We start from the raw sequence: 24,087 nt of genomic DNA, 5'->3' as shown, positions 1-24,087 counted from the left end.
CTGGTGATGGCTTAGTTGCTGGCGGTTTTCATCGGCTGGTCGGGCTTTTTATCGTTACCGGCGATGAACGGGCTCCACGGCTGGGCGCGTACCGGCTGTTCTGTCTGCCACACCACGTTGAACTGACCGTTGCCTTCGATTTCACCGATCATGACCGGCTTATGCAGATGGTGGTTGGTGGCATCCATGGTGAGCGTAAAGCCTGACGGCGCCTTAAAGGACTGACCGGCCATCGCCGCACGCACTTTATCCACGTCGGTTGTGCCCGCTTTTTCCACCGCCTGCGCCCACATATGGATCCCCACGTAAGTCGCTTCCATCGGGTCGTTGGTCACCACGGTATCTGCGTTCGGCAGCTTGTGCGCCTTCGCATAGGCTTTGTAATCCGCCACGAAGGCCTGGTTGGTCGGGTTATCCACGGATTCAAAGTAGTTCCACGCCGCGAGGTTGCCGACCAGCGGTTTGGTGTCGATCCCGCGCAGCTCTTCTTCTCCCACGGAGAACGCCACCACCGGCACGTCGGTCGCCTTCAGCCCCTGGTTAGCCAGCTCTTTGTAGAACGGTACGTTGGAATCGCCGTTAATGGTCGACACCACGGCGGTTTTGCCGCCCGCGGAGAATTTCTTGATGTTAGCGACAATGGTCTGGTAGTCGCTATGGCCGAACGGGGTGTAAACCTCCTCGATGTCCTTATCCTCCACCCCTTTCGAATGCAGGAACGCGCGCAGGATCTTGTTGGTGGTGCGCGGATAAACATAGTCCGTACCCAGCAGGAAGAAGCGCTTCGCCGCGCCGCCGTCTTCGCTCATCAGGTATTCCACCGCGGGGATGGCCTGCTGGTTCGGCGCCGCGCCGGTATAGAAGACGTTTGGCGAAATCTCTTCGCCTTCATACTGCACCGGATAAAACAGCAGACCGTTCAGCTCCTCGAAGACCGGCAGCACGGATTTACGCGATACCGACGTCCAGCAGCCGAATACCACCGCCACTTTATCCTGACTTAACAGCTGGCGCGCCTTCTCGGCAAACAGCGGCCAGTTTGAGGCGGGATCCACCACCACCGGCTCCAGTTTTTTACCCAGCACGCCGCCTTTCGCGTTGATCTCGTCGATGGTCATCAGCGCGACGTCTTTCAGCGGCGTTTCGGAGATGGCCATGGTGCCGGAAAGAGAATGCATGATCCCCACTTTGATGGTATCGGCCGCCTGCACGCCAAAACTCATTCCCAGCGCCACGACGGATGCGGATAACGCAAAGGCTTTTAATAAGGTACGACGCTGCATATTTTCACTCCTGAAAAAGAACGCTGTGCGAAAACGTCCGTTACGGCGTGGACGCGGAAAAAAATGTGTCAGCGAAGCAGGAGCAAAAAGGATGCCAGAATGGAGGAAGCGCTATTTCAGGAGGGGGAACGCGGGATGTAAAGAGAACGTCTCAGAATGGCACAGCGCTGCACTTTTATAATGCAGCGCTGTGGATGAGGCTTTACCAGACTTCGCTGGCGATCTGCGTGACCAGACGGACTTTGTCCCACTGCTGGGATTCGCTCAGGCTGTTGCCCTCTTCGGTAGAGGCAAAGCCGCACTGCGGGCTAAGGCAAATTTGCTCTTTTGCCACGTATTTCGCCGCCTCTTCCAGACGGGCTTTAATCCCCTCCGGGTTCTCCAGCTCGCCGTTTTTCGTGGTGATCAGGCCCAGCACCACCTGCTGCTTGCCCGGGCGAATGAAGCGCAATGGCGCGAAATCCCCGCTGCGGTCGTTGTCGTATTCAAGGAAGAACGCGTCAACGTTGACCGTCCCGAACAGCACTTCCGCCACCGGCTCATAGCCGCCTTCGGAAATCCAGGTTGAACGGAAGTTACCGCGGCAGACGTGCAGGCCGATGGTCAGATCGTCCGGCTTGCCTTCCAGCGCCTTGTTCAGGACGCGGGCATAGATGCGTGCCAGCTCATCGGCATCGTCACCGCGCTCGCGGATCTGACGGCGCTGATCGTCCGAACAGAGATAGGCCCAGACGGTATCGTCCAGCTGCAGGTAACGGCAGCCCGCGTCGTAAAATGCGCGGATGGCGTCGCGCCAGGTGGTCGCCAGATCGTCGAAATAGTCATTCAGATCCGGGTAGACCGTCGCATCGATGTCTTTACGGCCGCCGCGGAAATGGAGCACGCTCGGGCTGGGAATGGTCATCTTCGGCTGAGCATTGCCGCTGATGCTTTTCAGGTAACGGAAATCTTCGAGCATCGGGTGGTCGCCAAAGCCCAGCTTGCCGGTGACGCGCACGCCGTGGGCTTTGGTTTGTACCCCGTTGAACTGGATCCCCTGCTGTGAATCGTAACGCTCAACGCCCTGCAGACCGTCAAAGAAGTCGAAGTGCCACCAGGCACGGCGAAATTCACCGTCGGTGACCACATGCAGGCCGCACGCACACTGCTGCTCAACGACGTGGCGAATGGCATCATCCTCTACCGCGCGAAGCTGTCCGGCGTCAATGTCGCCGCTGGCGAACTTCAGGCGAGCCTCTTTGATGGCATCCGGGCGTAAAAAACTGCCGACTACATCGGCGCGGTACGGGGCGTGCTGTCGTTGCATGGAAATCTCCTCAGTCTGCCGGCGATAATTGCCAGCAGTGATAATTCATCACTTGAAGCTTTAGACTTCTGGATGTCTAAATGTCCAAAAAAAGATGTCATACCTGTCCTGTTCCGGCAAACGAGAAAATTTCACGGGTGTTGAAAAAAATTCATCTTCACAGGGCGACGGCGGTTTCGCTGCTGGCAAAGGCGAACTTTTCATCCTCCCAGCCGGCGATCCCCCCGAGCATGATTTTGACCGGCAGCCCGAGGCGCGCCAGCTTCAGCGCGGCTCTGTCCGCGCCGTTACAGTGCGGCCCTGCGCAGTAAACGACGAACAGCGTGCCTTCAGGCCATTGGGCCATGCGCTCGGCGGTCATCTGGCTCCGCGGCAGGTGCAGTGCGCCGGGCACGTGACGGCGGGCAAACTGCTCCGGGCTGCCCACCACGTGCAGCAGCACGAAGTCCTGCTCATTATTGGCGATGGCGTGATGCACATCCGCGCAGTCGGTTTCAACGCTCAGGCGGCGCAGAAAATGGGTAACGGCTTCCTGCGGCTCGGCAGCCGGAAATTCAGTAACATAGCTCATGATCCTTCCTCATTTTTGGCGTTTGTGTTAACACTACTCTATCCACAAATTCAGCCAGTGAATGCGTTCGCTTATGCCAGAAAACAGCAAAAAGATGACAAACTTAAGACAAATTGCCCGCCCGCAGGTGGTCGTGCTGGCGTATGACGGTCTGTGTACCTTTGAGTTTGGCGTAGCGGTGGAGATCTTCGGCCTGCCGCGTCCAGAGCTGGGCGACGAGTGGTATCGTTTTGCGGTGGCGAGCGTGGACAGCGGTGAACTTCGGGCAACTGGCGGGATCCGCATCGTTACCGATGGTGATTTAAGCCTGCTTGCGTCTGCGGACCTGATTGTGGTTCCCGGCTGGCGGGGGCTGGATTCACCGGTTCCGGACGCGCTCTGCGAGGCACTACGCCAGGCCAGCGCGCGAGGATGCCGGCTGCTCTCCATCTGTTCGGGGGTGTTTGTGCTGGCCGCAACGGGGCTATTGAACGGCCGCAAAGCCACAACCCACTGGCGCTACATCGACGCGCTTAAAGCCCGCTACCCTGACATCGACGTGGTTGAGGATGTGCTCTACCAGGACGAAGGCGATATTCTGACGTCCGCCGGCAGCGCGGCGGGAATCGATCTCTGTCTGCACGTTGTGCGGCGGGATTATGGCATGGACACCGCCAACAGCGTGGCGCGCCGGCTGGTCATTCCCCCTCACCGGGATGGTTCACAGCCACAACAGCTGAGCCGCCCGGTAGCCCAGCTGCGGGAAAGCCAGCGTCTCGGCCAGCTGTTTGACTTTCTGCACACGCATCTTATCGAGGCGCACAGCGTCGACTCCCTGGCGCGTCGGGTCGGAATGAGCCAGCGCACCTTCCTTCGTCGCTTCGAGGCGGCAACGGGGACGACGCCCGCACGCTGGTTAATCAATGAACGCCTGCTGAGAGCAAAAGATTATCTGGAAAGCAGTCGGTTAAGCATCGACAGCATCGCTGAACAGACCGGGTTTGGTCAGGCGTCAACACTGCGTCATCATTTTCGCCAGCAGTTCGCGCTTTCCCCGGCTCAGTATCGCAAACAATTTTCACGTCCGGGTACTGCCCGCTGAGGCGTTATTTTTATGGCTACACTGGCACACGGAGCACCTGATGGTCACTACACACGTTTTTATCGCGGTTAGTCTTGATGGCTACATCGCCCGACAGAATGACGATATCGACTGGCTGCTGCAGCGCGACGATCCCACAGAAGACCATGGCTATGAGGCGTTCATCGCGGACAAAGAGTGGATCGTGATGGGCCGGGGTAGCTATAAAAAGGTACTGACCTTTGACGCATGGCCTTACGATCGTCCCGTGCTGGTACTCTCCCGACAGCTGGCCGGTACGCCCGTGCCGGAGGCGCTGAAGGGAAAAGTGCAGTTTTCATCCCGGACGCCAAAGGAGGTGCTGGACGATCTCGCTGCGCAGAACGTTCATCGGGTCTATCTCGATGGCGGACAGGTGATCCAGTCATTCCTGCGCGAAGGGCTGGTGGCCGATATGGTGATCACGACCGTTCCTGTCCTGCTCGGAGCGGGAAAACCGCTGTTCGGAACCCTTCCTCAGGATATCGATTTAACGCTTGTATCAAGCCGCAGTTTCCCTTCGGGTCTGGTGCAGTCACATTATCGACTGATGCCATAACCCTATCGCGAGGGCCTGCACAAAAAAAACCGCCAATAACTGGCGGTAAATGCTTGCATGGATAGATTTGTGTTTTGGTCTCTACGTCCCGACACTCCGTGGCCGGGCTGCGGATCCCTTACAACCTAACACCTCTTGTCTTAACGAACGCTAAACAACCTTATTAACCTGCATGGGTATTGATCTGCAAATAACGCATAAGCCCCTGCTCAGCGCTCTGTTTTGCGTCGTCATTAAGGGCTTCAAGATAAAAGGAACGGGCGACACCATAAGGTGCTTTTTCAGAGGGATACACCGCAAACTGGAATGTTTTTCCTCTTGCCTGATGAGTACAATCTAATTCCCAGCGCCGATCGTTTATTTTTTTGCTGGAGCAGGCAACGCCACCATAATCGCTGGTTAAATAGGAACCCACGCGAATTTCCGCAGAACGAATATATTCTGGTTCGTCATTAGCTGCATAACGAATCCCCGCAGCGGCCACAACAGCAACCGCCAGAAGCGCAAGCGCTATTATTTTTTTCATTTAGAAATGACCTGTTCCTTAGCCAGAGACTTACTATTATATAAGGTTTATCCTTAATGCAAATATCTAATTGAGGTCCAGAAATGGTACTTTACAAAGCGTCATGGTTTTTTTAGGAAATATCTTAACCGTAATTCCGAACCCACATTATTTGACATTTTCTTTTCGCTAATTTTAATTTTTGAATAATAACCCTAAAAAATAATCGACATGATTATCCCGCATTCTTTTTCAGCGGTGAATCCATGATTAAAAAAGGGTTATCTTTCGTCATGCTTATCTGTGCGCTGTTTTCCGGCCAGCTTATGGCCGGGCACAAAGGACACGAGTATTTGTGGGTCAAGAATGTGGCGCATCAGCTTCGTCATGAAGCCGACAGCGATGAGTTGCGAAGCGCTGCGGAAGAGTCGGCGGAGGGTTTGCGCGAGCACCACCTGTGGCAGAAGTCGCGCAAACCGGACACGCACGTTCGGTAATTAGCTGCCCTTGCGTTTCGGCAGCGTTTTCATCAGATCGTCCGGACTGACGGACGCCACGATACTGCCGGGCTGCGGCATTTTGAAGATGTGGTTTTTCATTTTACCAATCACATGCATTTCACAAGGACGGCAGTCGAACTTGAGGGTCAGAACCTCATCGCCGTTTACCAGCTGCATGGGGGTGGCCTTCCAGCTCTTAATGTTCCCTTTCGCCTGCTTAGGACACAGGTTAAACGCAAAGCGCAGGCAGTGCTTGGTGATCATCACCGGCACATCGCCCTTCTCTTCATGCGCTTCATAGGCTGCGTCGATCAGCTGCACGCCGTGGCGATGATAGAATTCACGCGCTTTATGGTTGTAGACGTTGGCGAGGAAGGATAAATGGGTGTCCGGGTAGACTGGCGCAGGTACGGTTTCCGCTTTACGGCTTCCGCGCGGATACTGCGCCAGGCGCGCGGCATCCAGCATCTCTGCCGTTTCGCGGCGGAACTGGTTAAGCAGGCTGTTCGGCACGAACAGCGCGTCCGGCAGAGCCACGTCGATCGCACGCGCGTAGTAGATCGTCTGGCCCAGCTTCGCCACGCCATCCTTCAGGCTGTTAAGCGCTTTTTCGGCGTTGTTTGCCACCTCGAAATGACCATCGAGCGTATGCGTCACGCTGATGCCGTCTTCGCAGGTCATGGTCAGAATCAACTGCTCTTCCCAGCCGCCCAGCTCAATGTCCACGGCGATACGACGTTCGCTGGAGGTTTTCAGCAGCGCCTGCTGCCAGTTATGATCGAGATTACGGTTAAGCGCCGCGTTCGGCCGAGCCTTGTAGAGATCGGCGGGCATTTCATTCGGCCAGACGCGGTAGCGGTTCTCGCCGGTTTTCTCGACCGTATTGGCACGGAAGCCCACGACCTCACGCTTAATCATCACGTTAAGGCCATCGCCGTTCGCCAGCGGTTCCGTCACTTCGACATCAAGGTGATCTTTCGCCACTTTCAACACTTCGCCCACCGGTAAACCGATAAACTTCGGTGAGTCAAACGCGCCGATATCCCCTTTACGGGCATTCACAAAATAGTCCGTGCTGCCGCGGTGGAACGTTTTGTCCGTCGACGGAATAAAGAAATGTTCGGTGCGACCGGCCGACGCGCGCGCCAGGTCGCCGCGATCTTCGATGATGGCGTCCAGCATCTGGCGATAGTGCGCGGTGATGTTCTTCACGTAGCTCATATCTTTGTAGCGCCCTTCAATCTTGAAGGAACGCACGCCCGCGTCGATCAGCGCGCCCAGGTTGGCCGTCTGATCGTTATCCTTCATGGAGAGCAGGTGTTTTTCGAACGCCACGACGCGGCCCCGATCGTCTTTCAGGGTATACGGCAGGCGGCAGGCCTGAGAACAGTCGCCGCGGTTGGCGCTGCGGCCCGTCTGCGCGTGGGAAATATTGCACTGACCGGAGTAAGCCACGCACAGCGCGCCGTGGATAAAGAATTCGATCGTCGCGTCTGTCGCCTGGTGAATATCGCGGATCTGATTCAGGTTCAGCTCGCGCGCCAGCACGATCTGCGAAAAGCCGACGTCGGAGAGAAACTTCGCCTTCTCGACCGTGCGGATATCGCACTGGGTACTGGCATGCAGTTCAATGGGCGGAATATCCAGCTCAAGCACGCCCATATCCTGAACGATCAGGGCATCAATGCCGGCCTGGTAGAGATCGGTAATCAGACGTTGTGCAGGCTCCAGCTCATCATCATGAAGAATGGTGTTCAGGGTCACGAACACTTTCGCCCCGAAACGGTGGGCGAACGGCACCAGTTCTGCAATATCGCTCAGGCTGTTGCTGGCGTTATGGCGGGCACCGAAGCCCGGGCCGCCAATGTAGACGGCATCAGCACCATGAAGGATCGCTTCACGGGCAATGGCGGCGTCGCGGGCCGGGCTTAAAAGTTCAAGATGATGGGATTGCAGGCGCATACTTCGTCGTTATCCGTTATGGTCAAAATGGCGGCTATTGTAGTCAGAAGTATGCGTCAGCGAAACAGTTTTGCGTAGCGTCAGCGGGGATAATGAATCAGGGAGTGAAAATGCACCGTCCGGTCGCTGCTGTTGCGGTAGGCGTGCGGTTTATCGCCGGCGAAACGGACGCCCGAATCGGCAGAAATCGTCTGCCACGTGCCGTCAAGCTTCATCTCCAGCTCGCCGCTGACCACCACCACATGTTCAATCACCCCGGCCTCATGCGGCGTGGATTCACTCAGCGCGCCGGGTGCCAGCGTGATGGAGAAATAATCAAACCCGAGCGTCTCGTCCCACGGAAAAAGCGGTTTGACCACCATCGCCTGCTGCTGCGGGTCAAACACCGCCTGCCGGTCCGCCTCTGGCGTGATGAACGCGGAAAACGGCACGTTCAGCCCGGTGGCAATTTTCCACAGCGTCGACACCGTCGGGCTGGATTCATTGCGCTCGATTTGCCCCAGCATCGCTTTTGACACGCCGGTCTCGTCCGCGAGCTTCGATAAACTCCAGCCGCGCGTCTGGCGCAGCGTTTTCAGCGTTGTTGCAAGGTGTAGTGTGATGTCCATAGTCCCTCCTGATGGCGATCAGCATACCACTTGTACGCTATAGCGCACAGTGTTACCTTATATCGGACGTTATAACGCACAACGGAGTTTTCATGCGCCCTTCCTCTCACTTTGTTCCAGTCGCCCTTGCTGGATTTGTCGCCGTGCTGGTCGGTTACGCCAGCTCGGCCGCCATCATCTGGCAGGCTGCCGCGGCGGCTGGTGCCAGCGCACAGCAGATCGCAGGCTGGATGACCGCGCTGGGGATCGGGATGGGGGTCAGCACGCTGGCGCTTTCCTGGTGGTACAAAGCGCCGGTGCTGACCGCCTGGTCAACGCCCGGCGCGGCGCTGCTCGCCACCAGCCTGCACGGCGTAACGCTGCCGGAAACGATCGGCGTGTTCATCTTTGCTAACGCGCTCATTTTACTTTGCGGCATCACCGGGCTCTTCGCCCGTCTGATGAGGCTGATCCCCCATTCGCTTGCCGCCGCCATGCTGGCAGGCGTGTTGCTGCAGTTTGGCCTGCACGCGTTTGCGCATCTTGAGGGTCACTTTCTGCTGTGCGGCAGCATGATTGCGGCGTGGCTGATCGCAAAAGCACTGGCGCCGCGTTACGCCATCGTGGTCACGCTGCTGGTCGGCGGTATCGTGGCATGGGCGGGCGGTGACGTTGTCACAGATAAGCTCACGCTCTCGCTTGTGATGCCTGAATTTATCGCCCCCACGTTCACCTTCACCAGCCTGGTGAGTATTGGCGTGCCCTTCTTCCTGGTAACCATGGCCTCACAAAACGCGCCGGGGTTCGCCACGATGAAAGCCTCCGGTTACCCGCTGGCGGTCTCGCCGCTTATCATCTTTACGGGAGCGCTGGCGCTGCTGTTATCCCCTTTTGGCGTCTTTTCTATCTGCATCGCGGCCATTACTGCCGCCATTTGTCAAAGCCCGGATGCGCATCCGGATGCCGGTAAACGCTGGCTGGCGGCCATCGCAGCAGGAGGATTTTATCTGCTGGCGGGGATTTTCGGCGGCTCGATTACCGGGCTGATGGCCGCTCTGCCGCTCAGCTGGATCCAGACGCTCGCCGGTCTGGCACTGCTGGGCGCCATTAGCGGGAGTTTATATCAGGCACTGAGCCACGAGGCGGAGCGCGACGCGGCCATCGTCACGTTCCTGATGACCGCGAGCGGCGTCACAATCCTCGGCATCGGTTCGGCATTCTGGGGGCTGGTGCTGGGCGGCGTGTGCTATGCCCTGTTTTCACGCGCTCGCCGCGCGTAGCTGCGAAGGCGTCATGCCCGTCGCGCTGCGAAAGCGGTTGCTGAAGTGGCTGGCGGAGTTAAACCCGCAGGCAAGCGCGATGTCCGTTAGCGGCGTCGCCGTGTTCTGCACAAGGGCCTTCGCTTTTTCCATTCGCCTCTGCATCACGTACTGATGCGGCGCCAGCCCCGTCGACTGGCGGAACATGCGGGCAAAATGGTATTCGCTGAGGGCGGCCTGCGCCGCCAGTTCAGCCAGCGTCAGGGGTTGCCCGAGGTTCTCTTCGATAAAGGCCAGCACGTTGCGCAGTACGAATGGCGATAGCCCGCCGGTGACGACCGGCAGCTTCCACTGAACGTTAGAGTAGTTTTGCAGCAGATGGGTCAGGAGCAGCGTAGAGGCCGTGCTCAGGGTGAGCTGGTTAGCGTGCTGCTGCCAGTCGCAGCCGAGCAAAAACTGGCGATACAGCGCGGTGATTTTGGGATCGCTACCAAAAATGCGCTCGTCGAGCGTCAGCGAAAGCGGGCGCTTGTCCCAGATCTTTTCCCCCACGTCGCGCAGGTGTTCATCGGTGCAGTAGAGATGCACAAACGACAGGTCATCGCGGATATCCCACGTCGATTCGCTCTCTTTTGGCATCAAGCAGAAACGGTCCGGCCCCCCGCCGTTCTTCCAGCCGCCCGGCGTTTTTTGGTAGCTTTCGTAGCCGTCCGCCACGTACAGGCTCAGGGTATGGTGGTTACTTTTTACCGTTATCGTATCGTGCTTGTTGTACCACGCTGCCAGCTGAATGCCCGAATTCAGCGAGACGGTTTCCCGCAGGACCGCATTCTGTTGGCAAAGCGTTTCAAAGGTATCGTAAGCGTGAGACATGACCGTAAGCGCGTGATTGACTGGAATATCAGTCTAAGAAGAGTTGTCTCCCGTTGCCAGCCCCCGGGAAAGAAAAAAGCGCAAGATTTTGCAAGTCGACCGCAAGCCGGTGAAAGCCCCTGACCGATCTCAGCGGCATACTGCGGGCTTCCGTGGTTTGAGAAGAGAAAAATATGAACGCATTATTATACGGACTGGTGGTGGTCATCTGGGGAACCACCTGGATTGCGATTTTCCTGCAGCAGGGTCCCGTAGCGGCGCCCGTCTCTATTTTCTGGCGTTTCGCCGTCGCCAGCCTCACGATGATGGTGGTATTAATCGCCCTGCGCCGCCTGCGCCAGCTGGCGCTGCGGGATCACCTTTTTTGTATGCTCCAGGGATGCTGCGTTTTCTGCTTTAACTTCTGGTGTTTTTACGCCGCAGCCTCGCACATCAACACCGGGCTGGAATCGGTGATCTTTTCCATGGCCGTACTCTATAACGCCATTAACAGCTTTATCTTCTTCGGGCAGCGCCCGCCCGCGCGTTTCTGGACGGCGGCGGCACTGGGCCTGACTGGGATCGTCACCCTCTTCTGGGACGATCTGCTGGCCAGCGGCTGGAGCGCGTCGCTCCTGACCGGGATTGGTCTCTCCGCGCTCGGCACCTACGGCTTCTCGCTGGGCAACATGATCAGCATGCGTCACCAGCGCAGAGGCCTTGAAACCATGACCACCAACGCCTGGGCGATGCTCTACGGCACGCTGGTGATGGGCTGCATTGCCCTGTTCAGAGGCGACAGCTTCGCGCCAGAGTGGACCGTCAGCTACATTGGCGCGCTGCTCTATCTGGCCGTGTTTGGTTCGGTGATTGCCTTTGGCGCCTATTTCACGCTGGTGGGACGCATCGGTCCGGGCAAAGCGGCCTACAGTACGCTGCTCTTCCCGCTGGTGGCGCTGTCCATCTCCACGGTGTATGAAGGCTACGTCTGGCATATCAACGGTATCGTGGGGTTATTGCTGATTCTGGGGGGAAATATGGTGATGTTTACCAAACCAGAAACCTGGTTCAGACGCTTACGAATGGCGTAAATAAAAAGGCCTGCATTACGCAGGCCGTTTTATTTTATTTCGCGGTCTTTTTCACATCAAACATGGTGGCGTCCGTCGCCATGTCATCAACTACCTGCTTCAGCGTCGCAAAGGTCATCGGCGTACTTTCGTTGTTCAGATCTTTACCTTCGCCTTTACGCACCACCTTCATGACCGGTTTATTGGTGGCCGCATCGATCAGTTCGCCTTCAAAGAAGAGATGCGTATCCATGGTGCGATGCCCGGTTGCCATCTGCGTACCTGCTACAACTAGCGCGACCGGCACCACTTCATAGAACTGCAGACCTTCTTTCTGCGAACTCACCCCGGTAATTGCACCGCGGAAAATCAGGCTGTGTTTACCCGGCGTGGTCACAACTGGCTTACGGGTACCAATAGCGGTTTTCATTTTGTTATTGGTGTAATTCAACAGCTCATCAAGCGTTTTTTGACCAATTTGAGTGGTCGGTTTAGGCGCAGGATAATACGTAATCGGCGTCCAGAGAATACTGTCGTAATTAGCTTCGTTATAAGAAGGATCAACCCAACGCAGCGTTGGTTTACCCGTCGCAGACGTCGTCTGCTGCAAGCCTGAATAGTCTTTTAAAAAGCCAGAATATTGTTCGGGAGCCGCGACTTTTGAAGAACAGCCCGCCAACGCCAACAGACCAGTAAGCACTGCAACTTTAAAAAAAGTTTGAGTACGCATGATAGTTTTCCATGTTATCTGCAAGTATGCATTTGAAGTTATAGCAAAAGACCGGCGGGTTTGTTGTGACAAAAAATGATGCGGAGAGCACAAATTGCGAAAAGACTGCCCGCAAGCGTGCCGGGCAGTGAAAAATTACTGATTTATATCCAGTTGCCAGAACAGATGTTTGCCAAACGGGTCAATTTCATAGCCCGTCACCTCCTTGCGCACCGGTTCGAAAATGGTTGAATGCGCAATCATCACCGCCGGCATTTGATCATGCATCATTTGCTGAGCCTCTTTATACAGCGCCACGCGTTTATCGCGATCGGTCGTTGATTTTGCTTCCGCAATAATGTTATCGAAGGGCTTATAGCACCATTTCGCCGAATTTGAGCCACCGTTTGCCGAGGTACAGGTAAATAGCGGACCAAAGAAGTTGTCGGGATCGCCCGTTGCGGTCGTCCAGCCCATCAGCGCGGCCTGATGCTCTCCGCCCTTCACGCGTTTCAGATATTCGCCCCACTCGTAGGTGACGATTTTGGTCTGCACGCCGACTTTCGCCCAGTCGGCCTGAATCATCTCCGCCATGCGTTTCGCATTCGGATTGTACGGACGCTGCACCGGCATCGCCCACAGGTCGACGCTCACGCCGTTGGCAAAACCGGCCTCTTTCAGCAGCGCTTTTGCCTTTTCAGGATCGTAATCGTAATCCTTAAGCTCGCTGTCTGCGCTCCAGACGCCCGGCGGCAGCAGGTTCTTTGCCGCAGTGCCGGTGCCGTGGAAAACCGCATCAATAATGGCCGGTTTATTGATGGCCATCGCCAGCGCCTGACGGACTTTTACGTTATCCAGCGGCGGCTTTTGGGTATTAAACGCCAGAAAGCCGGTATTCAGTCCGGCTTTGCTCATCAGGTTGATGTCTTTGTTCGCCTTCATGCGCGGCAGGTCCGCCGGGTTCGGGAACGGCATCACCTGACATTCGTTCTTCTCAATTTTGGCAAACCGCACGGAGGCATCCGGCGTGATGCTAAACACCAGCCGATCCAGCTTCGATTTCCCCTGCCAGTATTCGTCGAACGCCGTAAACAGGATCCGCGAATCCTTCTGATACTGCGCCAGCTTAAACGGCCCGGTACCTATAGGCTCCATATCCACCTTTTCCGGCGTGCCCGCTTTGAGCATCGCGTCGGCATATTCCGCGGACAGGATCGAGGCAAAATACCATGCCAGATCGGCGACAAACGGCGCTTCCGGGTGCGCCAGGGTAAAGCGCACGGTGTGGTCATCAACCTTATCAATGCCGGTAATCAGGCTGCCAAACTCCAGACTTTCGAAGTTGGAGTAGCTACCGTTAGAGACGTTGTGATACGGATGATTCACGTCTTTCTGGCGCATAAACGAGAAAATCACGTCGTCGGCGTTAAAGTCGCGGGTCGGCGTGAAGGATTTATTGCTCTGGAATTTGACGCCCTTACGCAGATGGAAGGTGTAAACCTTGCCGTCGTCGCTCACCTCCCAGCGCTCCGCCAGGCTTGGCACCAACTCCGTGGTGCCGGGTTTGAAATCAACCAGCCGATTATAGACCGGCACGGCGCTGGCGTCCACGCTGGTTCCCGAGGTGTATAGCTGAGGATTAAAGTTTTCCGGCGATCCCTCGGAGCAATACACCAGCGTTTTCGCGGCGACGGTGGAACTGACCGTGAGTACAGCAAGCGCCAGCGTTATAGTTGTGAGTTTGCTTTTCATCATTTATTCCTGTCTTTTTAATTCGACGGCTAATTAATTCTTTTGCCATTTCATAAATAACATTAAAGTGATGTGGCAAACACCTGAAAAATAAATAAGGAATAAATCACTATGGGCTCGCCGCTTTCCAGACAATTAACGCACCGTTTTTTCCGCTATCTCGCGATCACCAGCCAGAGCGACCCCAAGGTCAAAACCCTGCCCTCAACGCCGGGCCAGCACGACATGGCGCGGGAGCTGGCGCAGGAGCTGGCACAGCTGGGGTTAGACGATATTGTGATTGATGAATTCGCCACGGTAACGGCGGTCAAAAAAGGCAACGTGCCCGGCGCGCCGCGCATCGGCTTTATTACCCATATTGATACCGTGGACGTGGGATTATCACCGGATATTCATCCACAAATATTAACCTTTACCGGTGAAGATCTCTGCCTGAATAAAGAGAAAGACATCTGGCTGCGGGTTAACGAGCACCCTGAAATTCTGGCGTATCCGAATGAGGAGATTATTTTCAGCGACGGAACCAGCGTATTGGGCGCGGATAATAAATCGGCGGTCACGGTGGTCATGACGGTGCTGGAAAACCTGACGGCGGAACATCAGCACGGGGATATCGTCGTGGCGTTTGTGCCTGACGAAGAGATCGGCCTGAACGGTGCAAAAGCGCTGGACCTTAAGCGCTTTGACGTCGACTTCGCCTGGACCATCGACTGCTGCGAGCTGGGGGAAATTGTCTACGAGAACTTTAATGCGGCAGCCGCTGAGATCCGCTTTACCGGCGTAACGGCGCACCCGATGTCCGCCAAAGGCGTGCTGGTGAATCCCCTGCTGATGGCGACTGACTACATCAACCATTTTGACCGCCAGCAAACGCCGGAGTGCACCGAGGGGCGTGAGGGCTATATCTGGTTTAACGGCATTCAGGCCGGGCAAAGCGAGGCCATTCTTAAGGCCAATATCCGCGACTTTGACAAGGACAACTTTGCCGCCCGCAAGCAGCAGATTGCCGACGTTGCCGCGCTGATTGCCGCCCAGTATCCAACGGCCAGGGTGGACTATCGCATTGAAGATACCTACAGCAATATCAGCAATGCGATTGGTGAGGACAGACGCGCCATCGATCTGATGTTCGAGGCAATGGAATCACTCGGCATCACGCCGAAGCCGACTCCCATGCGCGGCGGTACCGACGGCGCGGCGCTCTCGGCAAAAGGGCTGCTCACGCCGAACTTCTTCACCGGCGCGCATAACTTCCACTCGAAGTTTGAATTCCTGCCGCTGTCGTCGTTCGAGGCGTCTTACCACACCGCCCTGCAGATCTGCCTGCTGGCTGCCCGCTAAGCGGGCTTGCGCGCCAGCATCGTGGCAAAGCGCAGCTTGATGCGGTTGCCGTTTTCGTCGGTGCGGTGCAGTTCGCCAACGTCTTCGTTGTATTTGAGCAACTCCCAGCCTTCGTAGTAGTTGCTCAGCTCACCGCTTTTGAACGCAAACGGGAAGCCGACGGTGCACGGGTAATCCGCCGTGTCCATCGCGGCAACAATCAGGTTGTAGCCGCCGGGCCTGGTGCAGCGCTGCATGTTGGCGATAAGTCCCGGGATGGTTTTTGACTCCAGGAACATCAGCACCACGGTGGAGAGAATGAAATCGTACTCGCCGTCAAAACTCAGGTTGTTGAGATCTTTAATCGCCGTGTGGAGGTTATCGATCCCTTCTTCCGACTTAATGCGCTCGATATTCTCGATGCTCATCGGGTTCTTGTCCCATGCGGTCACCTCGTAACCGTTGGCCGCCAGATAAAGGCTGTTGCGGCCGTTGCCGCAGCCCAGATCCAGCGTTTTGCCCGGTTTAATCTGTGCCGCACTGAACAGCACCTCTGAATGGGTGCGGGTTAAGCCATATTTCTCTGTGAAGTAATTCTCATCAACGGTCATTATTTTTTCCTGAGCCTGCATAACTGAAAGTGCATTTTGAATGCCATTTTAAGGCGTTTACCGTCTGGTTGCCAGCCGTTCGAAAACCGAAAAATTTGCTACGTTTAGTTAAGACGCTTATCAGAGACCTAAAGATGAACAAATATCGCCTTAGCGACGAAACCCGCCTCTGGCAATGGAAAAACGGCGACACTACCCGCTCCGTCACGCTGCGGCAGATTATCGCGACAGTGGATTTTAACGACGTGACGGTCGGTACGAAAGGCGGCTGGGTTGACGATGAGCGCGCCCTCGCGCAGGACGGCGATTGTTGGATCTACGACGAAAACAGCGTGGTGTTTGCCGGTGCAACCGTGTCCGGCAATGCGCGACTTACCCTGCCGTGCATCGTTAGCCACGATGCGCATATCAGCGGCAGCTGCTGGCTGGACGGCGCGGAGGTCAGCCACGGGGCGCGCATAAGTGACAACGTCACCATTCAGCACTCCTGCGTGCGGGGCGAGTGCCATCTCTACGGCGACGCCCGCGTTCTGCACAACAGCGTTATCATCGCCGCCAAAGGGCTGACGCCGGACCATGACCAGATCCTGCAAATCTACGATAAGGCCACCGTCAGCCAGTCACGCATTGTGCACCAGGCGCAAATCTACGGCGAGGCGATGGTTAATTTTGCGTTTGTTGAGCACCGCGCCGAAATATTCGACAACGCCATCCTCGAAGGTAACGACTTAAATAACGTCTGGGTCTGCGACTGCGCAAAGGTCTATGGTAACGCCCGCGTGATTGCCGGTTATGACGACGATGCTATTCCGACGGTGCGCTACAGCTCTCAGATTGCGGAGAATGCCGTGGTGGAAGGAAACTGCGTCATCAAGCACCACGTTCTGATTGGCGGTCAGGCATGGCTGCGCGGCGGGCCGATCATGCTGGACGATAAGGTGGTGATCCAGGGACGCGCGCGGATCAGCGGAGATGTGCTCATTGAGCACCGGGTTGAAATCACCGATGATGCGGTCATCGAAGCGTTTAACGGGGAGAGCATTCACCTGCGCGGCGAAAAGGTGATTAACGGCGACCAGCGCATCACCCGCACCCCGCTGCTGGGAGCGTTATAGGGCGTAGATCTTCCCGTAGATGTTCACATCGTCAAAGCGGCCATTCAGGTATTCCGCTTCCCGCAGGCACCCTTCCAGCGTAAAACCGTTACGCACGGCAACGCTGTTGCTGTGCTGATTCGCCACCCGACACTTGATCACAAAACGGCGGATCTCCCCGCGTTCGACGTAGTAGCGCATAAACGCCTGCAGTGACCGGGAGAGAATGCCCTGCCCCTGATGGCCTTCATCCAGCCAGTAGCCGATGTACCCGGCTTTGTTAGCAGGCTCAATCGTATTGAACGACAGCACGCCGACCAGTTCATCACTCTTGAATATCAAAAACATTTTTGCGTAGCCGCGCTGGTGCAGCATCTGGTTACTTTGCACGTTGCGGCGGGTATCGTCCTCGCTGCCCACGTGCTGCGCCCAGTCAAAGGCGGTTTGCAGAAAGGCTTTGTTTTGGACGACGAGATTGTGCAGTTCAGCGGCGTAGCGCTCTTCGACGGCGCGAAGCTCGAGAGCGTCAGATACCGGGATAATTTCGGATTTTGCTGCGGTCATTGCCCCTCACCCTAACCCTCTCCCAAAGGGAGAGGGAATCGATCGTTAACGCATTATCCGGTCGTCAACGTAGTTACGTTTATCCGGCGCTGGCGGGAAATACTGGTACAGCCAGGTTTCACTGATGGCATCGCCCTGGCAGCGCAGGAACAGGCGCATATCCACCGGCTCCGTCGAATCCGAGGTTGGGTACCAGTCAAACAGGATGCGATAGCCGTCAAACGGCTCAACGTAGAGGATCTCAACCTGCTTCGCTTCTCCGCTGGAGAGCGTAATCACCGGCTCGATGCCTTTTGGCGCAGCGGCCTTGAGGTCGCCACCGACGAAGTCGATAGCAAAGCGACGGGCCCACACTTTCGGGTAATTTTCGCCCGGTGCCCAGCCTTCCGGGAAGCCGCCCATGCCGGTACGGGTGGCGAAGACGTTGGCCAGCGGAGAACGCACCGGCGGCATGGCGCTCCAGTACAGACGATATTTAAAGTCCAGCTCGTCGCCCGCCTTCACCGCTTTTTCCGGCTGCCAGAAGCAGACCACGTTATCCAGCGTTTCGCCGGTGGTCGGGATCTCCATCAGGCCAACCGCGCCTTTACCCCAGTCGTTACGCGGTTCAACCCACAGGCTCGGGCGTTTGTTATACCAGCCCATCACGTCCTGATAGTGCGAGAAATCGCGGTCGAGCTGCAGCAGGCCGAACCCTTTCGGGTTTTTGTCCATATAGGCGTTAAACTGCAGCTTCTGCGGGTTGTTCAGCGGACGACAGATCCACTCCCCGTTGCCGCGCCACATTGCCAGGCGGTCGGAGTCATGAATTTGCGGGTGAATGGTGTCACACATGCGGCGTTCGTTATTGCCGCAGCTGAACATGCTGGTCATCGGCGCGATGCCGAGCTGCTTAATGTCCTTACGCGCGTAGAGGTGGTTTTCCACCTCCATGATCACCTGGCTCTTCTCGCAGTGGATCACGAACTTATAGGCACCGGTGATGCTCGGGCTGTCGAGCAGCGTATAGACGGTAAACGTGGTATCACCCGGCTTGACGGTTTCAAACCAGAAAGAGGTAAAGTCCGGGAACTCTTCCGGCGTGTCGGTGAAGGTATCGACCGCCAGACCGCGTGCGGAAAGGCCGTACTGGTAGGTGTCATCCACCGCGCGGAAATAGCTCGCGCCCAGGAAAGAGACAATATCGCGACGCGCCAGCTCAGGCGCCTTAAAGGCGCGGAAGCCCGCAAAGCCGAGATCGCTTTGCCCTTCCAGCTGTTTGGTATCCACACCCGTTTCACCGTAGCTGAACAGCTCCGGACGGAAGTGGATCTCGCGCGCCATAGAGGTTGACTGGTCCAGCGAGAACATCCGCACGCGGCGACGGAACCCCATCCCCATATGGAAGAACTGCACGTCCAGCTGACGCCCTTCAATGTTGTTCCACAGTGACTGTTTTTCATCGTAGCGGATGGCGTTGTACGCCTGCGGCGTCATGGTTGCCAGCGTGTTCGGCAGCGGACGCGGCGCGCCACCCCACGGGGTTTTCGCCAGGTCATGCGCCATGGATTGCAGTACGGAGAAGTCGAAACGACGGCTCTGTCCGTCAGCAATGTCAGAGTCGGCAGCGTATGCCGCTTTGGAAAACAGGGAAGCAAGGCCAGATGTGCCGCTCAGGGCTGCCACTGCCAGCGAGCCTTTTAGAAAACGTCTGCGATTCATGCCTGGAAAAACGTCCTTATGGTCGTGTGAATGTGTTTCGCGCTCGGCGAAATGACGGCAAGAAAGAACGCACAGCCTAAACAAAAATGGTTAAGAATCCAATTGTTGGCCGGTGATTATATGAACAAAGTGAGAAATATTTTCTGTCGACCAGAACGGCCCGAAAGTGGTGTAAAAAACAGTAAATACACAAAATCATTCATGCTGGATCAAGGCGGCAAGTCTGAGAATCCCCAGGAGCTTACTTAAGTAAGTGACTGGGGTGAACAGACGTAGCCAACGCAGAGGCAGCTTGAAGGATGAAGTGTATTAAAAATGCCCCGGCGCGACATCGTTCGCCGGGGCTAATGAGGCGGTTATTTTACGCTGACATCGATACCCGGGAAGTACTTATCAGCGAGTTTAGCGATCGTGCCGTCGGCACGTACTTTATCAATCGCGGCATCAAGCTGCTTTTTGGTGGCCTCGTCGCCCTTACGCAACCCAAAACCGATCCCACTGCCGAGGATAGTGTCGTCAGACACCGGTTTGCCGATGAAGCCAAACCCTTTCCCCTGCGGCTTGCTGAGGAAACCTGCCTGCCCGGCCGCGGACATGACCAGCGAGGCGTCGATACGGCCATTCAGCAGATCGCCCCAAGCCATATTCTGATCTTTATAAGACACCACGGTGACACCCTGCTTTTCCCAGTGCTCTTTGGCATAGGTTTCCTGGATGGATCCCTGCAGCACGCCGATGGTTTTCCCCTTCAGCCCTTCTGGGGTTGCCTCAACCGCCGTACCTGCCTTGCCGACCAGCTGCGACGGAATACGGTAGATCGGCTGGGTAAAATCAATGCTCTTGCGGCGCTGCTCGGTGATGTTCATCGCCGAGTTGATGGCGTCAAATTTCTTCGCCACCAGCCCCGGGATCAGCGCATCAAAGGAGGTTTCAACCCAGCTGCACTTCAGCGCTGCCGCTTTGCAGATGGCATTCCCCAGCTCAACGTCAAACCCTTCCAGTTCGCCCGCCGCATTGCGGCTCTCAAACGGCGGATATTCCGCTTCCAGACCGTAACGCAGCTCGGTGGCCGCGAAGGAAGAAAAAGTACACAGCAATCCCATGCCGACAACTAACGCGCGTAATTTCATCTCATACTCCTCAGCGTGGTTTAACCCGACACAGGGCCTGGGCACCTGCCCGTAACGTCGCCTCATCTTTCGCAAAAGAGAGACGAATCAATTTATTATCCGTACCGTCCGCATAAAACGCCGACAGCGGAATGGTGGCAACGCCGTACTCAACGATCAGCCGTTTCACCAGCTCGCTGTCGCGCTCGTCGCTGAACTGGCTGTAGTCCGCCAGCATGAAGAACGATCCGGCGCTCGGCAGCAGCGTAAACGGCGAATCGGCCAGCAGGCTGTGCAGCAGATCGCGCTTGCGCTGGTAAAACGCCGAAAGCGACAGCCAGGTTTGCGGGTCGACCATATGCTCAGCAAACGCGTGCTGCATTGGCGTATCGGCAGAAAACATTAAAAATTGATGCACTTTACAAATCTCGTCCATCAGTACCGCCGGTGCAACACAGTAACCCACGCGCCACCCGGTGACGTGATAGGTTTTTCCGAAAGAGGAAATAATCACGCTGCGCTCCGCCAGCTGCGGGTGCGTGGCCATCCCGTGATGCGGCTCGCCGTCAAAAACGACGTGTTCGTACACTTCGTCAGACAAAATAATGATGTCGGTATTGCGCGTCAGCGCCGCCAGCTGCTGCAGGTCACTGGCGGAAAAGACCTGACCGCTCGGGTTGTGCGGCGTGTTGATGATGATCATGCGCGTGCGCGGGGTGATCGCAGCGCGAACCTCATCCCAGTTGACGGTAAAATCCGGCACGGTGAGCTTGATGGCAATCGGGGTTGCCCCCTGCAGACGGACAATCGGCGCGTAGCTGTCAAAGGACGGCTCAAAGTAGATCACCTCATCGCCCGGATGCACCAGCCCGCTAATCGCCGAATAGAGCCCTTCGCTGGCGCTGGCGGTCACCAGCACCTCGCTGGCAGGGTCGTACTGCGTGCCGTAGAGCGTGGCAATTTTATCGGCAATACGTTCTCTGAGCGGCTGCAGACCGGTCATCGATGCGTACTGGTTATGCCCCGCCTCCATTGCGCGGGTGACGCCCGCAATCAGCTTCGGGTCGCAGGAAAAATTCGGTGCGCCCTGAGAAAGGTTAATCGCGTTATGCTGCGCCGAGAGCTGGCCGATAACGGTAAAAATGGTGGTTCCCACATCCGGCAGTTTGGAGCGCGTTTGCACTGGCGTTCGTAAAGTCATCTTCTTTCCCTTCTCATGGACATTGCATAACTATTCAAACAACATCTGTGCTGTCGGGACAATCGAATTGTTGTCATAATAGCCATGAGAAAAATGCATAGCTGAGGTGTTTTCTATGTCACGCCGTTCGCTCCCCCTTAATGCCATCGACGCATTTTTAGTCACCGCGCGTCACCTCAATCTTACCCATGCCGCGGCGGAACTGTGTCTGACGCAGGGGGCCGTGAGCCGTAAGATTGCCTCCCTTGAGGCGTGGTTTGGCTTTCCGCTTTTTGAACGCCACGCGCGCGGGCTGCGCCTCTCACCGCAGGGTAGCGCCCTGCTTCCGGAGCTGCAGTCCGCTTTCGAGCAGCTGCTGTCCGTGGCCGACCAGGCCCGCAGCCAGCACACCGTGATCCGGCTGAAGGCCCCCACCTGCGCCATGCGCTGGCTGGTGCCGCGCCTGCTGGAGGTGGAGCGCGAGCATCCGGATCTGCAGATCGCGCTGACCACCACTACCGATCACAACGTCAATTTCAAAACTGAGTCTTACGACGCGGCCATCGTGTTCGGCACGCACATGAGCGCAGGCGATCTGCTGTTCGAAGAGGCGCTCACCCCGGTGATAAGCCCGGTGCGGGCGGGTGCTGCGCTGGGTTCGCTGACGTTTCTGCACCCGACAAGGGACAAGACAGACTGGTCGCTGTGGCTGACGAAACAGGAAGGTCCGGGCTTTGCCATGCATAAAAATCAACACTTCGATACGATGGATCTCGCCATTACGGCCGCCATTCAGGGGCTCGGCGTCGCTATCGCCGACGAAACGCTGGTGGCAGAAGATATTCACGCGGGAAGGCTGGTACGGCCCTATGAGACAAGCATAAAAACCGGCGCAAGCTACCGGCTGGTGCTGCGCGAAACGCCAGGCGAGGAAAATGGACTGGCGGCGTTTCGCGCCTGTTTGCTTAATCGAGGCTGACGTGGTGCTTCATCACCCGTTTGAAGAGGCTCATGCGGGCGCGCATAAAGCGGTTTTCAAGCCTGAAAGCTGCATGTTTATTCACACCAATGCGTAACAGAACGTCCCGCCCTTTACGGCACGCGGGCCAGTGCGTCGGCCCGGGCAGGATGTCGCGACGACCCGCGTCACGCGCAAAGCTCACCCAGTAATCCGCCACCTGGGCAGCAAACTGCAGATCTCGCTCATTGACGTACTGTCGTGAAGGCTCCACCTGACCGAGCGTATCGAAGACGTAGGGAACTTCGTTGCCGTGCCAGGCACCGTTGATGTACGTGGCATGTTCCGCCTCTGCGACATAGTCAAACCAGTAACGCCAGCACAACCCACCGACGCGCTGCTGGGCCTGCATCACCACGTAGCCCATCGTGGTAAACGCCATGTCGCGACACACCTGCCTGCCCAGTTCTTCATCGCCCTTCACGCCCGGGTAGAGCAGCTTAATCAGCCCCAGCCCGAAGCGGCGCTCCCGGCGAAGCTTCTGAATTTGTCCGGCGAGATCGATGCCAAACACCGCCATCACGCTGGCTTCATCGCTGTTGGAGCCAATCATCACCGGCACCGGATGCTGACGCGCGGCGAAAAAGACGTCAAGCATGGCTTCCGGCAGAACACAGTCTCCTGCGATAGGCGCCGGAGCGACGTTCAGCGGCGCGGTGAGCGGCCAGAACGCCTCGGGCGGAATGGCGCGCAGCTGCCCGGCGGTCGCATTTTCCAGCCCGAAATGGGCGGCCAGCGCTTCCCCTTTTTGCAGCGCCTGCTCGCGCGGCGTGTCCGGTAAGGTGTATCCGCTTTGCACAATCGCCTTGTGGAACAATCCTGCTGCCAGCGGAGAGGCCAGCAGCGAGAGCACGCTCCGCGCGCCAGCGGATTCGCCAAACAGGGTCACATTGGCGGGATCGCCGCCAAACCCGGCGATGTTATCCCGCACCCATTCGAGCGCGGCGATCTGATCCAGCAGGGCAAAATTATGCACAACGCGCCCTTCCTCACCTTCCAGCGCGGGATGGGCGAAAAAGCCAAGATGGCCGAGACGGTAGTTGATCGTGACCACAACCACGCCACGCATGGCCAGCGCTTTGCCGTTATACGGCGGCAGGCCTCCGGCACCAATCGTAAACCCGCCTCCGTGCAGCCAGACCATAACCGGAAGCGGCTCGGCGCGTTCTGTAGGGGACCAGACGTTAAGGTAGAGGCAATCTTCGGAAAACTGGCCCGGATCGCCGCCGCCGAGCTCCTGACAATACTCGCTGCTTTGCCAGCTTGAGGGCGAGAAGGCCGTGGCCTCGCGCAGGCCATCCCAGCGTTCAGGCGGCCGGGGCGAGCGCCAGCGCCACTCCCCCACGGGCGGCGCGGCGTAGGGAATACCGCACCAGACGTGGACGTTCTCATCGGTTAAACCAGACAGTGCGCCCTGGCGCGTTTCAACCACAGGGGCGGAAGGATTTTGCATAACGACCTTAATTTTTCCATCAC

23 protein-coding genes are annotated in these 24,087 nt (G+C 56.9%); 8 read left to right on the top strand and 15 right to left on the bottom strand.

Going from position 1 to position 24,087, the window contains the following annotated elements; genetic code table 11:
- Nucleotides 1–11: 11 nt before the first annotated feature.
- The 3 genes from urtA to NI40_RS11070 form a co-directional block, all read right to left on the bottom strand.
- Complete coding sequence (gene urtA / locus NI40_RS11080; protein WP_039262496.1) at nt 12–1,283, bottom strand: urea ABC transporter substrate-binding protein; 1,272 nt, start codon at nt 1,281–1,283, stop codon at nt 12–14.
- Nucleotides 1,284–1,485: 202 nt separating this feature from the next.
- Nucleotides 1,486–2,589, bottom strand: a complete 1,104-nt coding sequence (locus NI40_RS11075; RefSeq protein WP_039262497.1) for a cobalamin-independent methionine synthase II family protein — start codon at nt 2,587–2,589, stop codon at nt 1,486–1,488.
- 157 nt (nt 2,590–2,746) lie between these two features.
- Nucleotides 2,747–3,160, bottom strand: coding sequence for a rhodanese-like domain-containing protein (locus NI40_RS11070; RefSeq protein ID WP_039262498.1), 414 nt, complete (start codon nt 3,158–3,160; stop codon nt 2,747–2,749).
- Nucleotides 3,161–3,233: 73 nt separating this feature from the next.
- Between NI40_RS11070 and ftrA the strand changes: the two genes are divergently transcribed.
- Nucleotides 3,234–4,241, top strand: a complete 1,008-nt coding sequence (gene ftrA, locus NI40_RS11065) for a transcriptional regulator FtrA (RefSeq protein ID WP_039262624.1) — start codon at nt 3,234–3,236, stop codon at nt 4,239–4,241.
- 40 nt (nt 4,242–4,281) lie between these two features.
- Nucleotides 4,282–4,818, top strand: coding sequence for a dihydrofolate reductase family protein (locus NI40_RS11060; protein ID WP_039262499.1), 537 nt, complete (start codon nt 4,282–4,284; stop codon nt 4,816–4,818).
- A gap of 163 nt (nt 4,819–4,981) precedes the next feature.
- Here the strand turns inward: NI40_RS11060 and NI40_RS11055 are convergent, their stop codons facing one another.
- Nucleotides 4,982–5,344 (bottom strand): hypothetical protein, encoded by a 363-nt coding sequence (locus NI40_RS11055; RefSeq protein WP_039262500.1) that lies wholly within the window; start codon nt 5,342–5,344, stop codon nt 4,982–4,984.
- A 245-nt stretch (nt 5,345–5,589) separates the two neighbouring features.
- Between NI40_RS11055 and NI40_RS11050 the strand changes: the two genes are divergently transcribed.
- Nucleotides 5,590–5,820, top strand: a complete 231-nt coding sequence (locus NI40_RS11050) for a DUF2554 family protein (RefSeq protein WP_039262502.1) — start codon at nt 5,590–5,592, stop codon at nt 5,818–5,820.
- On the opposite strand, the gene NI40_RS11045 is transcribed toward NI40_RS11050, so the two are convergent.
- Both NI40_RS11045 and NI40_RS11040 read right to left on the bottom strand, forming a co-directional pair.
- Nucleotides 5,821–7,785 (bottom strand): peptidase U32 family protein, encoded by a 1,965-nt coding sequence (locus tag NI40_RS11045; protein WP_039262504.1) that lies wholly within the window; start codon nt 7,783–7,785, stop codon nt 5,821–5,823.
- Between the two features lie 80 nt (nt 7,786–7,865).
- Entirely contained in the window at nt 7,866–8,393 is a 528-nt protein-coding gene (locus NI40_RS11040) for a helix-turn-helix domain-containing protein (protein ID WP_039262505.1), read from the bottom strand.
- Nucleotides 8,394–8,485: 92 nt separating this feature from the next.
- Here NI40_RS11040 and NI40_RS11035 point away from each other — a divergent pair, with 92 nt between their 5' ends.
- On the top strand, nt 8,486–9,652 hold the full coding sequence (locus tag NI40_RS11035; RefSeq protein ID WP_039262507.1) for a benzoate/H(+) symporter BenE family transporter: 1,167 nt from the start codon (nt 8,486–8,488) through the stop codon (nt 9,650–9,652).
- Here the strand turns inward: NI40_RS11035 and NI40_RS11030 are convergent.
- Complete coding sequence (locus NI40_RS11030) at nt 9,632–10,504, bottom strand: helix-turn-helix transcriptional regulator (RefSeq protein WP_032657103.1); 873 nt, start codon at nt 10,502–10,504, stop codon at nt 9,632–9,634. The two genes, NI40_RS11035 and NI40_RS11030, sit on opposite strands and share 21 nt — an antisense overlap.
- Before the next feature lie 173 nt (nt 10,505–10,677).
- Here NI40_RS11030 and NI40_RS11025 point away from each other — a divergent pair, with 173 nt between their 5' ends.
- Nucleotides 10,678–11,574, top strand: a complete 897-nt coding sequence (locus NI40_RS11025) for a DMT family transporter (RefSeq protein WP_039262508.1) — start codon at nt 10,678–10,680, stop codon at nt 11,572–11,574.
- A 34-nt stretch (nt 11,575–11,608) separates the two neighbouring features.
- Here the strand turns inward: NI40_RS11025 and NI40_RS11020 are convergent, their stop codons facing one another.
- The gene (locus NI40_RS11020; protein WP_033145514.1) at nt 11,609–12,283 is read right to left on the bottom strand and encodes a DUF3313 domain-containing protein; all 675 of its coding nucleotides are present in this window, start codon (nt 12,281–12,283) and stop codon (nt 11,609–11,611) included.
- Between the two features lie 135 nt (nt 12,284–12,418).
- Nucleotides 12,419–14,014: an ABC transporter substrate-binding protein gene (locus NI40_RS11015; protein WP_039262509.1), complete on the bottom strand. Its 1,596-nt coding sequence runs from the start codon at nt 14,012–14,014 to the stop codon at nt 12,419–12,421.
- Between the two features lie 111 nt (nt 14,015–14,125).
- Between NI40_RS11015 and pepT the strand changes: the two genes are divergently transcribed.
- Nucleotides 14,126–15,355 (top strand): peptidase T, encoded by a 1,230-nt coding sequence (pepT, locus tag NI40_RS11010; RefSeq protein ID WP_039262510.1) that lies wholly within the window; start codon nt 14,126–14,128, stop codon nt 15,353–15,355.
- Here the strand turns inward: pepT and tehB are convergent.
- The gene (gene tehB, locus NI40_RS11005) at nt 15,352–15,966 is read right to left on the bottom strand and encodes a tellurite resistance methyltransferase TehB (RefSeq protein ID WP_071884842.1); all 615 of its coding nucleotides are present in this window, start codon (nt 15,964–15,966) and stop codon (nt 15,352–15,354) included. The two genes, pepT and tehB, sit on opposite strands and share 4 nt — an antisense overlap.
- A 113-nt stretch (nt 15,967–16,079) precedes the next feature.
- Here tehB and ydcK point away from each other — a divergent pair, with 113 nt between their 5' ends.
- Entirely contained in the window at nt 16,080–17,060 is a 981-nt protein-coding gene (gene ydcK, locus NI40_RS11000; protein WP_039262512.1) for a YdcK family protein, read from the top strand.
- Here the strand turns inward: ydcK and rimL are convergent.
- The 4 genes from rimL to NI40_RS10975 all read right to left on the bottom strand — a co-directional run bounded on the left by rimL (nt 17,055) and on the right by NI40_RS10975 (nt 21,614).
- Complete coding sequence (gene rimL, locus NI40_RS10995) at nt 17,055–17,603, bottom strand: 50S ribosomal protein L7/L12-serine acetyltransferase (RefSeq protein ID WP_039262513.1); 549 nt, start codon at nt 17,601–17,603, stop codon at nt 17,055–17,057. The two genes, ydcK and rimL, sit on opposite strands and share 6 nt — an antisense overlap.
- Before the next feature lie 45 nt (nt 17,604–17,648).
- Nucleotides 17,649–19,304: a glucan biosynthesis protein D gene (locus NI40_RS10990; RefSeq protein WP_039262514.1), complete on the bottom strand. Its 1,656-nt coding sequence runs from the start codon at nt 19,302–19,304 to the stop codon at nt 17,649–17,651.
- 356 nt (nt 19,305–19,660) lie between these two features.
- Nucleotides 19,661–20,434 carry a transporter substrate-binding domain-containing protein gene (locus NI40_RS10980; RefSeq protein ID WP_025756391.1) on the bottom strand — a complete coding sequence of 258 codons (774 nt, stop codon included), beginning with the start codon at nt 20,432–20,434 and terminating at the stop codon, nt 19,661–19,663.
- Nucleotides 20,435–20,444: 10 nt separating this feature from the next.
- Nucleotides 20,445–21,614, bottom strand: coding sequence for a pyridoxal phosphate-dependent aminotransferase (locus tag NI40_RS10975; protein WP_039262516.1), 1,170 nt, complete (start codon nt 21,612–21,614; stop codon nt 20,445–20,447).
- A 115-nt stretch (nt 21,615–21,729) separates the two neighbouring features.
- On the opposite strand from NI40_RS10975, the gene NI40_RS10970 reads away from it, so the two are divergent.
- Nucleotides 21,730–22,572, top strand: coding sequence for a LysR family transcriptional regulator (locus tag NI40_RS10970; RefSeq protein ID WP_039262517.1), 843 nt, complete (start codon nt 21,730–21,732; stop codon nt 22,570–22,572).
- Here NI40_RS10970 and NI40_RS10965 read toward each other — a convergent pair.
- Entirely contained in the window at nt 22,559–24,064 is a 1,506-nt protein-coding gene (locus NI40_RS10965) for a carboxylesterase/lipase family protein (RefSeq protein ID WP_039262519.1), read from the bottom strand. The genes NI40_RS10970 and NI40_RS10965 overlap by 14 nt on opposite strands.
- Nucleotides 24,065–24,087 lie beyond the last annotated feature (23 nt).

The organism is Enterobacter sp. E20, assembly GCF_000801755.2.
GTDB lineage: Bacteria > Pseudomonadota > Gammaproteobacteria > Enterobacterales > Enterobacteriaceae > Enterobacter > Enterobacter asburiae_B.
This window is presented reverse-complemented; position numbering and strand designations above follow the sequence as displayed.

Excerpts from the sequence above, each read along its gene's own strand:
- urtA (WP_039262496.1), bottom strand. The coding sequence starts at position 1,283 with ATGCAGCGTCGTACCTTATTAAAAGCCTTTGCGTTATCCGCATCCGTC.
- NI40_RS11050 (WP_039262502.1), top strand. The coding sequence starts at position 5,590 with ATGATTAAAAAAGGGTTATCTTTCGTCATGCTTATCTGTGCGCTGTTT.
- NI40_RS10975 (WP_039262516.1), bottom strand. The coding sequence starts at position 21,614 with ATGACTTTACGAACGCCAGTGCAAACGCGCTCCAAACTGCCGGATGTG.
- rimL (WP_039262513.1), bottom strand. The coding sequence starts at position 17,603 with ATGACCGCAGCAAAATCCGAAATTATCCCGGTATCTGACGCTCTCGAG.
- tehB (WP_071884842.1), bottom strand. The coding sequence starts at position 15,966 with ATGCAGGCTCAGGAAAAAATAATGACCGTTGATGAGAATTACTTCACA.
- ydcK (WP_039262512.1), top strand. The coding sequence starts at position 16,080 with ATGAACAAATATCGCCTTAGCGACGAAACCCGCCTCTGGCAATGGAAA.
- NI40_RS11045 (WP_039262504.1), bottom strand. The coding sequence starts at position 7,785 with ATGCGCCTGCAATCCCATCATCTTGAACTTTTAAGCCCGGCCCGCGAC.
- NI40_RS11060 (WP_039262499.1), top strand. The coding sequence starts at position 4,282 with ATGGTCACTACACACGTTTTTATCGCGGTTAGTCTTGATGGCTACATC.
- NI40_RS11040 (WP_039262505.1), bottom strand. The coding sequence starts at position 8,393 with ATGGACATCACACTACACCTTGCAACAACGCTGAAAACGCTGCGCCAG.
- NI40_RS11055 (WP_039262500.1), bottom strand. The coding sequence starts at position 5,344 with ATGAAAAAAATAATAGCGCTTGCGCTTCTGGCGGTTGCTGTTGTGGCC.
- NI40_RS10965 (WP_039262519.1), bottom strand. The coding sequence starts at position 24,064 with ATGCAAAATCCTTCCGCCCCTGTGGTTGAAACGCGCCAGGGCGCACTG.
- ftrA (WP_039262624.1), top strand. The coding sequence starts at position 3,234 with ATGCCAGAAAACAGCAAAAAGATGACAAACTTAAGACAAATTGCCCGC.
- NI40_RS11070 (WP_039262498.1), bottom strand. The coding sequence starts at position 3,160 with ATGAGCTATGTTACTGAATTTCCGGCTGCCGAGCCGCAGGAAGCCGTT.
- NI40_RS11035 (WP_039262507.1), top strand. The coding sequence starts at position 8,486 with ATGCGCCCTTCCTCTCACTTTGTTCCAGTCGCCCTTGCTGGATTTGTC.
- NI40_RS11020 (WP_033145514.1), bottom strand. The coding sequence starts at position 12,283 with ATGCGTACTCAAACTTTTTTTAAAGTTGCAGTGCTTACTGGTCTGTTG.
- NI40_RS11025 (WP_039262508.1), top strand. The coding sequence starts at position 10,678 with ATGAACGCATTATTATACGGACTGGTGGTGGTCATCTGGGGAACCACC.
- NI40_RS11030 (WP_032657103.1), bottom strand. The coding sequence starts at position 10,504 with ATGTCTCACGCTTACGATACCTTTGAAACGCTTTGCCAACAGAATGCG.
- pepT (WP_039262510.1), top strand. The coding sequence starts at position 14,126 with ATGGGCTCGCCGCTTTCCAGACAATTAACGCACCGTTTTTTCCGCTAT.
- NI40_RS10990 (WP_039262514.1), bottom strand. The coding sequence starts at position 19,304 with ATGAATCGCAGACGTTTTCTAAAAGGCTCGCTGGCAGTGGCAGCCCTG.
- NI40_RS11075 (WP_039262497.1), bottom strand. The coding sequence starts at position 2,589 with ATGCAACGACAGCACGCCCCGTACCGCGCCGATGTAGTCGGCAGTTTT.
- NI40_RS10970 (WP_039262517.1), top strand. The coding sequence starts at position 21,730 with ATGTCACGCCGTTCGCTCCCCCTTAATGCCATCGACGCATTTTTAGTC.
- NI40_RS11015 (WP_039262509.1), bottom strand. The coding sequence starts at position 14,014 with ATGAAAAGCAAACTCACAACTATAACGCTGGCGCTTGCTGTACTCACG.
- NI40_RS10980 (WP_025756391.1), bottom strand. The coding sequence starts at position 20,434 with ATGAAATTACGCGCGTTAGTTGTCGGCATGGGATTGCTGTGTACTTTT.